Origin of the sequence: Streptomyces sp. NPDC101160, assembly GCF_044768205.1 — a bacterium.
Lineage (GTDB): Bacteria > Actinomycetota > Actinomycetes > Streptomycetales > Streptomycetaceae > Streptomyces.
Map to the genome: position 1 here is coordinate 182,224 of NZ_JBIWPJ010000012.1, position 12,504 is coordinate 194,727.

A 12,504-nucleotide genomic window follows, 5' to 3' on the forward strand; every position below is an offset into this window, starting at 1 on the left:
GCCGGCGCGACGCGTACGCCGTCAGCGTGCCGACAACGGCGCGCGGGCGGCGTATGTGTGCCGGAGGAAGCGCAGCAGCGCGGTCGTGTCGAACTGCACCACCGCGACCCCGTCCTCCGTGTGGAACTCGACCACCGTCTGCACTCGCCCGCACGGCCACACGCCGACGTCCCCGCGCCGCGCCGGGGCGCGCAGGCCCTTCTCCAGGAGGGCGCGCGGGAAGGACCACTCGACGTTGCCGGGGAAGGCGAAGCGCACGGTCGGGGGCTCGAAGGCGGGGTCGTAGCGCAGGGCGACCGGGACGGGGCGTGAGAGCGGGGCGTCGCTGATGATCCGGCCTCTGGCGTGGTCCACGACTTCGAGGACCTCGATCGCGGCTTGGCTTGCGGCTTCTCTTTCATCGGCGGCGCGGGCCATGGGGCGGCTCCTCACACTCGTACGCGCATATGCGCGTCGTTAGTCCCTAATGTCCCACCTTTCGGGGGCGGGCGCCCGGGGTGGACACCCTGCTCCTGACCCTGGGGCGCTCTTGCAAACCATTCGCAGGAGCGCTCTATCATTCGGGACGTGCATGTACCCGACGGATTCATCAACGCCCCCGTATCGGCCGTCGCCGGTGTCGTCGCCGCCGGCGCCGTCGCCGTCAGCCTGCGCGGGGCCCGGAAAGAGCTTGGGGGCACCTCCCGTGCCGGAGGCCACGGGGGAGAGCGGACCGCGCCGCTGGCCGGACTCGTCGCCGCCTTCATCTTCGCCGTCCAGATGCTCAACTTCCCCGTCGCGGCCGGCACCAGCGGACACCTCCTCGGCGGCGCGCTCGCGGCGATCCTCGTCGGGCCGTACACCGGCGTCCTGTGCGTCGCCGTCGTGCTGCTCATGCAGGGCGTGCTCTTCGCGGACGGCGGCCTGACCGCGCTCGGCGTGAACATCATCGACATGGCCGTCGTCACCGTCGTCGTCGCGTACGGGCTCTTCCGGGGCCTGGTCCTCGTGCTGCCCCGCACCCGCCGCTCGGTGACCGTCGCCTCCTTCCTCGCCGCGCTCGTCTCCGTGCCGGCCGCGGCCCTCGCCTTCACCGCGATCTACGCGATCGGCGGCACCACCGACGTGCCCCTCGGCAAGGTCCTCACCGCGATGGTCGGCGTGCACGTCCTCATCGGCATCGGCGAGGCCGTCATCACCATGCTCACCGTCGGCGCGGTCATCGCCGTCCGCCCCGACCTCGTGCACGGCGCCCGCGGCCTGACCACCCCGCTGAAGCTGCGCGTCAACGGCGAGCTCGTGGACGCCACGCCCGCCGCCGCCCCCGCCCGGTCGCCGAAGAAGCTGTGGATCGGCGGTGTCGTCACCGCCCTCGTCCTCGCCGGCTTCGTCTCCTTCTACGCCTCCGCCAGCCCCGACGGCCTGGAGAAGGTCGCCGCCGACCAGGGCATCGCCGCCCAGGCCAAGCCGCACGCCGCCGCCGACTCCCCGCTCGCCGACTACGGCGTCAAGGACGTCTCGGACGCGCGCCTGTCCGGCGGCCTGGCCGGCGTGATCGGTGTCGGCGCGACCCTCGCCGTCGGCACCGGCGCCTTCTGGGTCGTCCGCCGCCGCCGTACGAACCGCTCCGTGGGGGCCTGACATGGGCGCGGGCCATGCCCACCGGCTCTACCGGCAGGGGCTCTCGCCGGTGCACGCCCTGCCCCCGCACACCAAGCTCGCCGCCGTCCTCGGCTTCGTCGTCGTGGTCGTCGCCACGCCCCGCGAGGCGGTCTGGGCCTTCGTGCTGTACGCCGTGCTGATCGGCGCCGTCGCCGCGCGGGCCCGGGTCCCGGCCGGCTTCCTGCTGAAGCGGCTGCTCGTCGAGATCCCGTTCGTCGCCTTCGCCGTGCTCATGCCCTTCGTGGTGCCCGGCGAGCAGACGGAGGTCCTCGGCGTCTCGCTGAGCGTCCCCGGCCTGTGGGGCGCCTGGAACGTCCTCGCCAAGGGCACCCTCGGCGTCGCCGCCTCTGTCCTGCTCGCCGCCACCACCGAGCTGCGTGCCCTGCTCCTCGGCCTCCAGCGGCTCCGGCTGCCCCCGCTGCTCGTGCAGATCGCCTCCTTCATGATCCGCTACGGCGACGTGATCACCGACGAGATGCGCCGGATGTCCGTCGCGCGCCGCTCGCGCGGCTTCGAGGCGAAGGGCCTGCGGCACTGGGGCGTCCTCGCGAAGTCCGCCGGCGCGCTCTTCATCCGCTCCTACGAGCGCGGGGAACGGGTCCACCTCGCCATGGTGAGCCGCGGTTACACGGGTTCGATCCCGGTCATCGACGAGGTCACCGCCACCGCCGCCCAGTGGCGCCAGGCCGCCGCGCTCCCGCTCACCGCCCTCCTGATCTGCCTCCTCGGATGGACGCTATGACCGTTCCCCCTTCTCTGGACGTGCGCGGCCTCGCGTACGCGTACCCGGACGGCCACCAGGCCCTCTTCGGCGTGGACCTGACCGTCGGGCGCGGCGAGCGGGTCGCCCTGCTCGGCCCCAACGGCGCCGGCAAGACCACCCTGGTCCTGCACCTCAACGGCATCCTGACCGGCGGCGCGGGCGGGGTGACGGTCGCCGGGCTGCCGGTCGCGAAGCAGAACCTGGCCGAGATCCGGCGCCGGGTCGGCATCGTCTTCCAGGACCCCGACGACCAGCTGTTCATGCCGACCGTCCGCGAGGACGTGGCCTTCGGCCCGGCGGCTGCCGGCGTGCGCGGCGCGGAACTCGACGCGGTCGTGCGGCGGGCCCTGGCCCGGGTCGGCATGGAGGAGTTCGCGGACCGGCCGCCGCACCACCTGTCCTTCGGGCAGCGGCGCCGGGTCGCCGTCGCGACCGTCCTCGCCATGGAGCCCGAGATCCTCGTCCTCGACGAGCCGTCCTCCAACCTGGACCCGGCCTCGCGCCGCGAGCTCGCCGACATCCTGCGCTCCCTGGACGTCACCGTCCTCATGGTCACGCACGACCTGCCGTACGCCCTGGAGCTCTGCCCGCGGTCCGTCATCCTCAGCGAGGGCGTGATCGCGGCCGACGGACGGACCGCGGACATCCTGTCGGACGAGGAGCTGATGGCGCGGCACCGCCTGGAGCTGCCGTACGGCTTCGTGCCGAGCTCGGTGGCCTGACGGGCCATACGGGCCGTACGGGCCGCACGGGTCGGACGGGCCTGACGGACCCCGGAATCCCTTCGCGCAGGACCGCGTTGCACCATGGGGGTCGTTCGTACGAAAGGGAGCGTGGGGTCAGGTGGACGTCCGGGGCACGGTGGCGGCGGGTTTCGAACCGGTCAGGGACGCGTTCCTGCGCAACTTCGAGCAGCGGGGGGAGCAGGGCGCGGCGGTCGCGGTCTACCGCGACGGCGTGAAGGTCGTCGACCTGTGGGCGGGCACGCGGGACGCCCCCAGCGCGGAAGGCGCCGGCGAGGCGCCGTGGGCGGTGGACACCGCACAGGTCGTCCGCTCGGCCACGAAGGGCGTCGCCGCGGCGGTGCCGCTCCTTCTCCACCAGCGCGGCCAGCTCGACCTGGACGCGCCGGTCGGCACGTACTGGCCGGAGTTCAAGGCGGCCGGCAAGGACCGGGTGACCGTACGGCAGCTGCTCGCGCACCGCGCCGGAGTGCCGGTGCTCGACCGCCCGCTGACCCTCGCCGAGGCCGTCGACCTGGACACCGCCATGCGCGCGATAGCCGCGCAGGCCCCCGTCTGGGAGCCCGGCACCGCGCACGGCTACCACGCCCACACCTTCAGCTGGCTGCTCTCCGGCCTGGTCCGGCGGGTCACCGGCCGCACGATAGGCCGGTGGGTGGCCGAGGAGATCGCCCGCCCGCTGGGCCTCGACCTGTGGATCGGGCTGCCCGGGGAGGAGGCCCACCGGGTCGGCCGCCTCGGTCCGGTGGAGGAGATCGAGCCGGCCGACAGCCCGATGCTGAAGCTGCGCCCCAAGCCCTCGGTCACCGCCGCCTACCAGGACCCGGGGTCGCTGACCCGGCGCGCCTTCGGCGTGATCGATCCGCGGCCCGACGAGAACGACCCGGTGTACCGGGCCGCGGAGCTCCCCGGCTCGGCCGGTGTCGCCACCGCCCGCGCCCTCGCCCGCTTCTACGCAGCGACGCTCGGCCCGGTCGACGGCGGCCCGCGCCTGTTCGCGCCGGCGACGCTCACCCTGGCCCGCACCGAGGAGTCGGCCGGCCCCGACCGCGTCCTCGTCGTGGGCACCCGCTTCGGCCTCGGGCACATGCTCCACGGCCCGGCCTCGCCGCTCCTCGGCCCAGGCTCCTTCGGCCACCCCGGCCGCGGCGGTTCGCTCGGCTTCGCCGACCCCGACTCCGGCATCGGCTTCGGCTACGTCACCAACGGCATGCGCAAGACGGTCACCGCCGACCCGCGCGCCCAGGCGCTGATCCGGGCGGTGCGGGCGGCGCTGACCGCCGGGGCCTGACCAGCGCCTGAGCGGGCGGGCGTCAGCGGATGTACCACTCCTGGTCGAGGTAGTCCTCGCAGTCGTACTGGAACGGGATCCGTCCCGCCTCGGTGCCCTGCATCGCCAGGCACTTGCCGCTGTTGAGGTTCTTCAGCTTGAAGCGGTCCGGGTCGGAGGTGAGGACCTTCTGCCAGTACTGGTCCGCGTAGCCCAGGCAGTCGTACTGGAACGGGACGGCCCCGTTGTCGGAGCCCTGGACCACGAGGCACTTGCCGCTGTTGGCGTTCTTCAGCCGGAAGACGCCGGGGGTCGGCGCGTCCGTCTCGTCGAAGACCCAGTTCTGGTCCGCGTAGTCCAGGCAGTCCCACCCGAACGGCTTCGTCCCGTTGTCGAACCCCTGGACGACGACGCACTTCCCGCCGTACGCGTTCTTGAGGCGGAACGCCGGCTCCGGCGCCACGTAGTGGGCGGACGCGGATCCGGCCCCGGCGACGAGCGTGCCCGCGGCGAGCGCGGCGGCGGCCAGGGCGGTGCCCACGGTGCGCGACCTGATCATGTGATCTCCCTCGTAGGTGTGCGCGATCGATCTTGTCGATCAGGACGATAGAGGGCGTGGTGCGCACTTCTGGTCGATTTGTCGATAGGTGGGAGGCCTTCCGGTGGGCGCGGAGCCGGCTGCGTGAGGTCCAGGCGCGTGAGGCTCAACTGGTGTACAGCATCAGGCCGATGCCCACCACCATCAAACCCGCCGCCGCCATCCTCGGGCCCCCGAAGCGTTCCTTGAAGAGGACCGTGCCGATGGCCGCGCCGACGATGATCGAGGATTCGCGGAGGGCGGCGACCGGGGCGAGGGCGGCCTTGGTCTGGGCCCAGAGGACGAGGGCGTAGGCGCAGACGGAGAGGGCCGCGCCGAGGAGGCCGCGCAGGGCGTGGGGGCGGAGTTGGGGGAGGAGGGCGCGGCGACGGGTGGCGAGGGCGAAGGCCGGGATGGCGAGGCCCTCCAGGATCATCAGCCAGGCGATGTAGCCGAGCGGGGTGCCGGAAGCGCGGACCCCGACGCCGTCGACGACGGTGTAGGCGGCGATGGCGAGGCCCGTGGCGCCCGCCGCGAGGAGGGCGGGCCAGTCGGGGCGGGCGCCCCTGCCGCGGATGCCCCAGAGGGCGAGGCCGGTGAGGCCCGCGCAGGCGACGGCGACGCCCGTGAGCTGGGCGGGGTCGGGGATCTCGTGGACGAAGACGGCGGCCAGGACGGTCACGGCCAGCGGGGCCGTGCCGCGGGCGATCGGGTACATCTGGCCGAAGTCGCCGAGCGTGAACGACCGCATCAGCAGGGCCATGTAGCCGACGTGCAGCAGGGCCGAGGTCACCAGCCAGGGCCAGGCCCCGGCCGCCGGTATCGGCGCGAAGCAGGCGGCGACGGCGCCGAGGAGGGCGCCGCCGCCGGAGATCAGGGTGAAGGAGACCAGCTGGTCCTTGACGTGGTGGGCGATCGCGTTCCACGAGGCGTGCGTGACGGCCGCGATCAGCACCGCCACGGCCACCAGCGGCGTCACGCCGTGCGCTCGCGCACGTCGACGAGCAGGCCGCCCGCCTGCGTGATCAGCGATTCCGGGTCGAGCGCGAACACACTGTGCGGCGTGCCCGCCGCCGCCCACACCACCTCGTGGTCGAGCAGCCCGCGGTCGGCCAGGACCCGGGTGCGGGTGCGGTGCCCGAAGGGCGGGACGCCGCCGATCGCGTAGCCCGTCGTCTCCCGGACCACCTTCGCGTCGGCGCGCGTCACGGCCGCCGCACCCAGCTCCGCCCGTACCCGCTCCACGTCCACCCGCGACGAGCCGTCCATCAGGACCAGCACCGGCACCCCGTCCGCCGCGAAGACCAGCGACTTCACGATCTCCGACACCGCGCAGCCGATGGCCTCGGCGGCCTGCTGCGCGGTGCGGGTCTCGTCCGGGAAGCGGCGCACCTCGACGTCGAGGCCCAACTCCAGGAGGGCGGCGGCGAACTGCGGATGGGCATCTGCGTGTGACGTCGTCATGGGCCCGCAGGCTAGCGGTACGTGTACGGAGCACGCGACCGGGTTACGGCGCCGCTAGCCCGCGTTCAGGACCTGCGCCACGACCGGGCCCGCCGCCGTACCGCCGTGCCCGCCCTCGGACACGAAGGCCGCCGCCGCGAGGTCGTCCGAGAAGCCCGTGAACCAGGAGTCCGACACGGCCTGGCCGTCGACCTCCGCCGAGCCGGTCTTCGCGCCCTTGTCGCCGGAGACCGACGACATGACTCCGGTGGCCGTCCCGTAGCTCGCGGTCGCCGTGCTGCGCAGCATGTCGCGCAGCTGCCGGGCCACCGACGACGGAAGCTTCCGCTCCGCCTGGGCCCGCGGCCGGTCGTCGACCGAGAACGAGACGAGGTACGGCTGCCGGAAGGTGCCGTCCTTCGCGGTCGCCGTGATCGACGCGATGTTCAGCGGGTTCATCTGGACCGTGCCCTGGCCGATGTACTGGGCCGCGGCCTCGCCCCCGGTCGCCTCCGGGATCGAGCCGTCGAACGACAGGATGCCGGTCTTCCAGTCGAGGCCGATGCCGAAGACCTCCTTCGCCTCCTTGCCCAGGGCGGCGTCGTCGTGGACGTCGTCGATCTTCTTGATGAAGGCGGTGTTGCAGGACTTGGCGAAGCTCTTGCCGAACGGCGCGCCGTCCAGCGAGAAGTAGTCGAGGTTGTGGAAGGTCCGGCCGTTGTACATCGCCTCCCGCGGACACTCCGTCACCTGGTCCGCCTTCACCAGGCCCTTCTCGAGGAGCAGCGCCGCCGTCACGATCTTCAGCGTCGAACCCGGCATCTTCTTGCCCTCGAACGCCGCGTTGAAGCCGTTCGCCGGGCTGTTCGCCACCGCCCGCACCGCGCCCGTCGACGGCTTGACCGCGACCACGGACGCCGTGCCGTACCGCTTCACCGCCTTCTCGGCCGCCGCCTGCACGTCGGCGTCGATCGTCGTCTCCAGCCTGCCCGCCTCGCCCTTGGCGAGGGTCAGCAGCGTGGTGTCGGGCACGCCCTCCCGGCCCGAGTCGACGTACACCTCGATGCCCGGCCTGCCGCCCGACGTGGAGCCGTACCGCTCGCGCAGCTGGTCCAGGACCGGGCCGAGCGACGGGTACTTCTCCGCCGTCAGTTCCCGCCCCTTGTAGTCGACGGCCCTGATCTCGCCGGTCTTCGCGCCGCCCGTGCGGAGCGTCGCCGTCGCCGTCGTCAGCTTCGGGTGCAGCACGCCGGGCTTCCAGTCGACCAGCGGCCGGCCCGTCGTCCTGCCGCGCACCACGGTGAGCCGCGAGGAGTACGTCCAGGGCTTGGACACCCCCTCGTACGTGACGGTCGCCTGCACCGTGAACGGCACCGTCGGCCCGCTCGCCGGCCCCGGCGTGATCGACGCGGCGGAGACCTTCGCGTCCTCGCGGAAGCCGAGCAGGGCCGGGCCCGCGGCGACCGGGTTGTTCGTCAGCTGCGCCGCCGTCTCCGGCTCGCCCGTCGCCCAGGCCGCGAGGAAGTCCTTCGCGGTGGACGTGACTTCCTCGGACGTGACCGGCCCGGACCGCTTCTCGTCGGTCCCGGACGCCGAGCGCGTGCCCGTACCCGAGCTGCCCGTGACCCCGTTCCAGAGGTTGTAACCCCCGTAACCGACCCCGCTCGCGACGACGACGAACACCCCGCCGACGATCGCGACCTTGGCACCACTGCGCATGACTGCGCCTCCTCCCCCAGGTATGGCCCCAGGGGAACCCTACGAGCGAGGAGTGACGACCGCGACGGTCGTTACCGGAAAGCGACCAAGTCGTCGGTTTCCGGTGCGCGATCCGCTACACCCAGGTGTCGAGCCACATCCGGTTCCGCCACGCGTCCATCGGAATGGGCGTCCCGGTGTACAGCGGCCAGAAGTAAATGAAATTCCAGACGATGAGGAGAACGAGCACTCCCGCGCCCACCGCCCCGAAAGTCCGCCGCCTTTCCGAGGAACCCGGCGGTCCCACGATCGCCCCGATCATCATCGTCACCGCGAGGCACAGGAACGGCACGAACACCACCGCGTAGAAAAAGAAAATGGTGCGTTCCTGATAGAGGAACCACGGCACCCAGCCCGCCGCGATCCCGCACGCGATCGCGCCCGCGCGCCAGTCGCGGCGGAAGGCCCAGCGCCACAGGACGTAGAGGATCGCGAAGCAGGCCGCCCACCACAGCAGCGGCGTGCCGAGGGCGAGCACCTCCTGGGCGCACTTCTCGGTGGCGTTCGCCGGGCAGCCGGCGGTGCCGGGGGCGGGGGACTCGTAGAAGTAGGAGACCGGCCGGCCGAGGACGATCCAGCTCCACGGGTTGGACTGGTAGGTGTGCGGCGAGGTCAGGCCCACGTGGAACTTGTAGACCTCGGTCTCGTAGTGCCACAGGCTGCGCAGCCACTCCGGCAGCCAGCCCCAGGTGCCGCCCCCGCCGATCCTGTCCTGCTCCGCCGCCCAGTGCCGGAAGTAGCCCTTGTCGGTGACGATCCAGCCGGTCCAGGACGCGATGTACGTGAGGATCGCGACCGGGACGACCGAGACGAAGGCGGGCAGGAGGTCGCGCCGGGCCACCGCCGCGTACGGGCGGAACGCGCCGGCCGTACGGCGGGCGCCCAGGTCCCACAGGACGGTCATCAGGCCGAACGCGGCCATGATGTAGAGCCCGTTCCACTTGGTGCCGGCCGCCAGGCCGAGCATCACGCCCGCCGTCAGCCGCCACGGCCGCCAGCCGAGCCGCAGGGTCTTCGCGACGGAGGAGTCCGGCCGCAGCACCCCCTCCTCGTCCTCCGGCAGCGCGGCCGCGAGCCGGGCCCGCGCCCGGTCCCGGTCGATCAGCAGACAGCCGAACGCGGCCAGGACGAAGAACATCAGCACCTGGTCGAGCAGCGCCGTCCGGCTCATCACGAAGTGCAGGCCGTCCACCGTCAGCAGCAGGCCCGCGACGCACCCCAGGAACGTCGAGCGGAACAGCCGCCGCCCGATCCGGCACAGCATCAGCACCGACAGCGTGCCGAGCAGCGCCACCATGAAGCGCCAGCCCAGCGGCTCGAAGCCGATCAGCTTCTCGCCGAGGCCGATCACCCACTTGCCGACCGGCGGATGGACCACGTATCCCGGATCCGTCGGCACGAGCACCGCGCCCGGATCGGACAGGATCGTCTTGTCGATGTCCTTCGGCCAGGCGCCCTCGTAGCCCTGGTTGATCAGGGCCCAGGAGTCCTTGGCGTAGTACGTCTCGTCGAATATCACCGCGTGCGGCTTGCCCAGGTTCCAGAACCGCAGCAGGCCCGCGACCAGCGCCACCAACAGCGGGCCGCCCCAGGCGGCGAACCGCCACACCCGTTCGGCGGCCGCCGGCGGGATCCCGAACAGCGACCAGAGCCGCGGCGAGGGGCGGGTGTACGGCGGTACGAGCCGCTCCCGCAGGCCGATCGACAGCGGCCCGGAGGCCGGCGGCCGGTAGCCGAAGCGCCGCAGCCGCCGCTGCCACGAAGAGGGTTCTGCCACGGTCGGCGCCATGGGGTGCGGACCCTCCAGGGCCTCGGGTGCGGTACTGGTCACCGCGCCATCGTAGGGAACGCGCCTGTGCGCGTCGCCTCTACGGGCTGGGAGGATGGCTCCGTGACAGGAACGCTCGTACTCGCAGGTACCCCCATCGGCGACATCGCGGACGCCCCGCCCCGGCTCGCCACCGAGCTGGAGAACGCGGACATCGTGGCCGCCGAGGACACCCGCAGGCTGCGCGGACTCACCCGCGCCCTCGGCGTGCACACCAGGGGCCGGGTCGTCTCCTACTTCGAGGGCAACGAGTCCGCGCGGACGCCCGAGCTGGTCGAGGCGCTGGCCGGCGGGGCGCGGGTGCTGCTCGTGACCGACGCCGGCATGCCGTCCGTGTCCGACCCGGGCTACCGCCTGGTCGCCGCCGCCGTCGAGCAGGACATCAAGGTCACCGCCGTGCCCGGCCCGTCCGCCGTGCTCACCGCGCTCGCGCTGTCCGGCCTGCCCGTGGACCGCTTCTGCTTCGAGGGCTTCCTGCCGAGGAAGGCGGGCGAGCGGCTCGGCCGGCTCCGTGAGGTCGCGGACGAGCGCAGGACCCTCGTCTACTTCGAGGCCCCGCACCGGCTCGACGACACGCTCGCCGCGATGGCCGAGGTCTTCGGCGCGGACCGGCGGGCCGCCGTCTGCCGCGAGCTGACCAAGACGTACGAGGAAGTGAAGCGCGGCCCGCTCGGCGAGCTCGCGGAGTGGGCGAAGGACGGCGTACGGGGCGAGATCACGGTCGTCGTCGAGGGCGCCCCGGAGACCGGGCCGGCCGAGCTGGACGCCGAGGAGCTGGTGCGCCGGGTGCGGGTGCGCGAGGAGGCGGGCGAGCGGCGCAAGGAGGCCATCGCCGCCGTGGCGGCCGAGGCCGGTATTCCCAAGCGCGAGGTGTTCGATGCGGTGGTCGCGGCAAAGAATGCGGCGGCACAGGGCCCCGGAAACGGTAAAGGACTAATCTGAAAGGCAAAGCGGAACCCGGCGGCGGGCCCGCTCGCAGGGCCTTCGGGCAAGGAAACGCCAAAGCGCGTCCATGGTTCTTCCGGAGCTGATGCGTTCCGGCCCGAAAAGGCGTCCACTGGATCAGTGGAGAGGAGCTGGAATGAGTGAGATCACCGGCACCGGAACGCCGCCCGTCGCCCACGAGGTCGCGCACGAGGCGTACGCATTCGCCTGCATGAGGTGCGGTTACGGCTGGGAGCAGGCCTACGACATCGAGCACCACGTCGACGTGCAGGGAAACGAGTTCGTCGTCTACAGGACCGACGGGGAACGGGTGCCGTCGCCGTTGTCCCGGCCGACCTGCATGAACTGCGGCAGCCATGTCGTCCGGATCATGCGCGCGGGACGGGTGGCCTCGGTGCTCGACATGGTCGCGGCGACGGAGCACCACGGACGTGGGGCGAAGGCGACGCGACCGGTGTCGATCGCGGGGCCCATCGGCCAGGAGCTGACCGAGGACGGCCCGGAGGGCGAGGAAAAGCCCCCGGTACCGCACCACTGGCATCTTTCCGACCTTCTCCACCCCTTCCGCAAGAGGTAACCGCTCGCGGACGTCCCCGGCGGTATTCCTTCGCGGGTGAACTCATGGCCCTCGTACGATCGGGGCCATGAGTTCCAAGGACGCCCCGCCGCCGCTGCCCGAGCCCCTGCTGGTCCCGGTCGCGGACTCGCACACCCATCTCGACATGCAGTCCGGCACCGTCGAGGAGGCCCTCGTCAAGGCCGCCGCCGTCGGCGTCACGACCGTGGTCCAGGTCGGCTGCGACATCAAGGGCTCACAGTGGGCGGCGGAGACCGCCGCCGCGCACGAGAACGTGCACGCGGCCGTCGCCCTGCACCCCAACGAAGCGCCACGGATCGTCCTCGGGGACCCCGACGGGTGGTCCCGGCAGGGCGCCCGCCAGGCCGGCGGGGACGCGGCGCTCGACGACGCGCTCGCCGAGATCGACCGGCTGGCCGCCCTCCCGTACGTGCGCGCCGTCGGCGAGACCGGCCTCGACTACTTCCGCACCGGTCCCGAGGGCATGGCCGCGCAGGAGCGTTCCTTCCGCGCCCACATCGAGATCGCCAAGCGCCACGGCAAGGCCCTGGTCATCCACGACCGCGAAGCCCACGCCGACGTGCTGCGGGTGCTCGACGAGGAGGGCGCGCCGGAGCGGACGGTCTTCCACTGCTACTCCGGCGACGCGGAGATGGCCGGGATCTGCGCCGCCAAGGGCTACTACATGTCCTTCGCCGGCAACGTCACCTTCAAGAACGCCCAGCCGCTGCGCGACGCCCTCGCCGTCGCCCCGCTCGACCTGGTCCTCGTCGAGACGGACGCCCCCTTCCTCACCCCGGCGCCCTACCGGGGCCGCCCCAACGCCCCGTACCTGATCCCGGTCACCGTCCGCGCCATGGCGGCGGTCCGCGGCATCGGCGAGGAGGAACTGGCGGGCGCGATCGCGGCGAACACGGCCCGCGCCTTCGATTACTGATCCATAACGGTTACGTGTCGTA

The 12,504-nt window shown here is 72.5% G+C and carries 13 protein-coding genes; 7 read left to right on the forward strand and 6 right to left on the reverse strand.

Going from position 1 to position 12,504, the window contains the following annotated elements:
* Positions 1–21: 21 nt before the first annotated feature.
* Positions 22–417: an SsgA family sporulation/cell division regulator gene (locus ACIRSU_RS33725; protein ID WP_403800509.1), complete on the reverse strand. Its 396-nt coding sequence runs from the start codon at positions 415–417 to the stop codon at positions 22–24.
* Between the two features lie 150 nt (positions 418–567).
* On the opposite strand from ACIRSU_RS33725, the gene ACIRSU_RS33730 reads away from it, so the two are divergent.
* From ACIRSU_RS33730 to ACIRSU_RS33745, 4 genes are all read left to right on the forward strand, one after another.
* Entirely contained in the window at positions 568–1,620 is a 1,053-nt protein-coding gene (locus tag ACIRSU_RS33730) for an energy-coupling factor ABC transporter permease (RefSeq protein ID WP_403800512.1), read from the forward strand.
* 1 nt (position 1,621) lies between these two features.
* On the forward strand, positions 1,622–2,383 hold the full coding sequence (gene cbiQ / locus ACIRSU_RS33735; protein WP_403800515.1) for a cobalt ECF transporter T component CbiQ: 762 nt from the start codon (positions 1,622–1,624) through the stop codon (positions 2,381–2,383).
* Positions 2,371–3,126, forward strand: a complete 756-nt coding sequence (locus ACIRSU_RS33740; RefSeq protein WP_403800517.1) for an energy-coupling factor ABC transporter ATP-binding protein — start codon at positions 2,371–2,373, stop codon at positions 3,124–3,126. Before cbiQ ends, ACIRSU_RS33740 begins: the two co-directional genes overlap by 13 nt.
* Positions 3,127–3,247: 121 nt before the next feature.
* Complete coding sequence (locus tag ACIRSU_RS33745; RefSeq protein WP_403800520.1) at positions 3,248–4,438, forward strand: serine hydrolase domain-containing protein; 1,191 nt, start codon at positions 3,248–3,250, stop codon at positions 4,436–4,438.
* 22 nt (positions 4,439–4,460) lie between these two features.
* Here the strand turns inward: ACIRSU_RS33745 and ACIRSU_RS33750 are convergent, their stop codons facing one another.
* From ACIRSU_RS33750 to ACIRSU_RS33770, 5 genes are all read right to left on the reverse strand, one after another.
* Entirely contained in the window at positions 4,461–4,976 is a 516-nt protein-coding gene (locus ACIRSU_RS33750; protein ID WP_403800523.1) for an RICIN domain-containing protein, read from the reverse strand.
* A 145-nt stretch (positions 4,977–5,121) separates the two neighbouring features.
* Positions 5,122–5,973: an EamA family transporter gene (locus ACIRSU_RS33755; protein ID WP_403800526.1), complete on the reverse strand. Its 852-nt coding sequence runs from the start codon at positions 5,971–5,973 to the stop codon at positions 5,122–5,124.
* Entirely contained in the window at positions 5,970–6,458 is a 489-nt protein-coding gene (locus ACIRSU_RS33760) for a YbaK/EbsC family protein (RefSeq protein ID WP_403800529.1), read from the reverse strand. The genes ACIRSU_RS33755 and ACIRSU_RS33760 overlap by 4 nt, the downstream gene beginning before the upstream one ends.
* A 54-nt stretch (positions 6,459–6,512) precedes the next feature.
* Positions 6,513–8,156 carry a penicillin-binding transpeptidase domain-containing protein gene (locus ACIRSU_RS33765; RefSeq protein WP_403800532.1) on the reverse strand — a complete coding sequence of 548 codons (1,644 nt, stop codon included), beginning with the start codon at positions 8,154–8,156 and terminating at the stop codon, positions 6,513–6,515.
* A 115-nt stretch (positions 8,157–8,271) separates the two neighbouring features.
* Positions 8,272–10,026, reverse strand: coding sequence for a dolichyl-phosphate-mannose--protein mannosyltransferase (locus tag ACIRSU_RS33770; RefSeq protein WP_403800534.1), 1,755 nt, complete (start codon positions 10,024–10,026; stop codon positions 8,272–8,274).
* A gap of 60 nt (positions 10,027–10,086) precedes the next feature.
* Between ACIRSU_RS33770 and rsmI the strand changes: the two genes are divergently transcribed.
* The 3 genes from rsmI to ACIRSU_RS33785 all read left to right on the forward strand — a co-directional run bounded on the left by rsmI (position 10,087) and on the right by ACIRSU_RS33785 (position 12,482).
* A complete protein-coding gene (gene rsmI / locus ACIRSU_RS33775; RefSeq protein WP_403800537.1) occupies positions 10,087–10,965 on the forward strand; it encodes a 16S rRNA (cytidine(1402)-2'-O)-methyltransferase in 879 nt (292 codons plus the stop codon).
* A gap of 139 nt (positions 10,966–11,104) precedes the next feature.
* Positions 11,105–11,545, forward strand: coding sequence for a hypothetical protein (locus ACIRSU_RS33780; RefSeq protein ID WP_403800540.1), 441 nt, complete (start codon positions 11,105–11,107; stop codon positions 11,543–11,545).
* 67 nt (positions 11,546–11,612) lie between these two features.
* Positions 11,613–12,482 carry a TatD family hydrolase gene (locus ACIRSU_RS33785; protein WP_403800542.1) on the forward strand — a complete coding sequence of 290 codons (870 nt, stop codon included), beginning with the start codon at positions 11,613–11,615 and terminating at the stop codon, positions 12,480–12,482.
* The last annotated feature ends 22 nt before the right edge of the window (positions 12,483–12,504 follow it).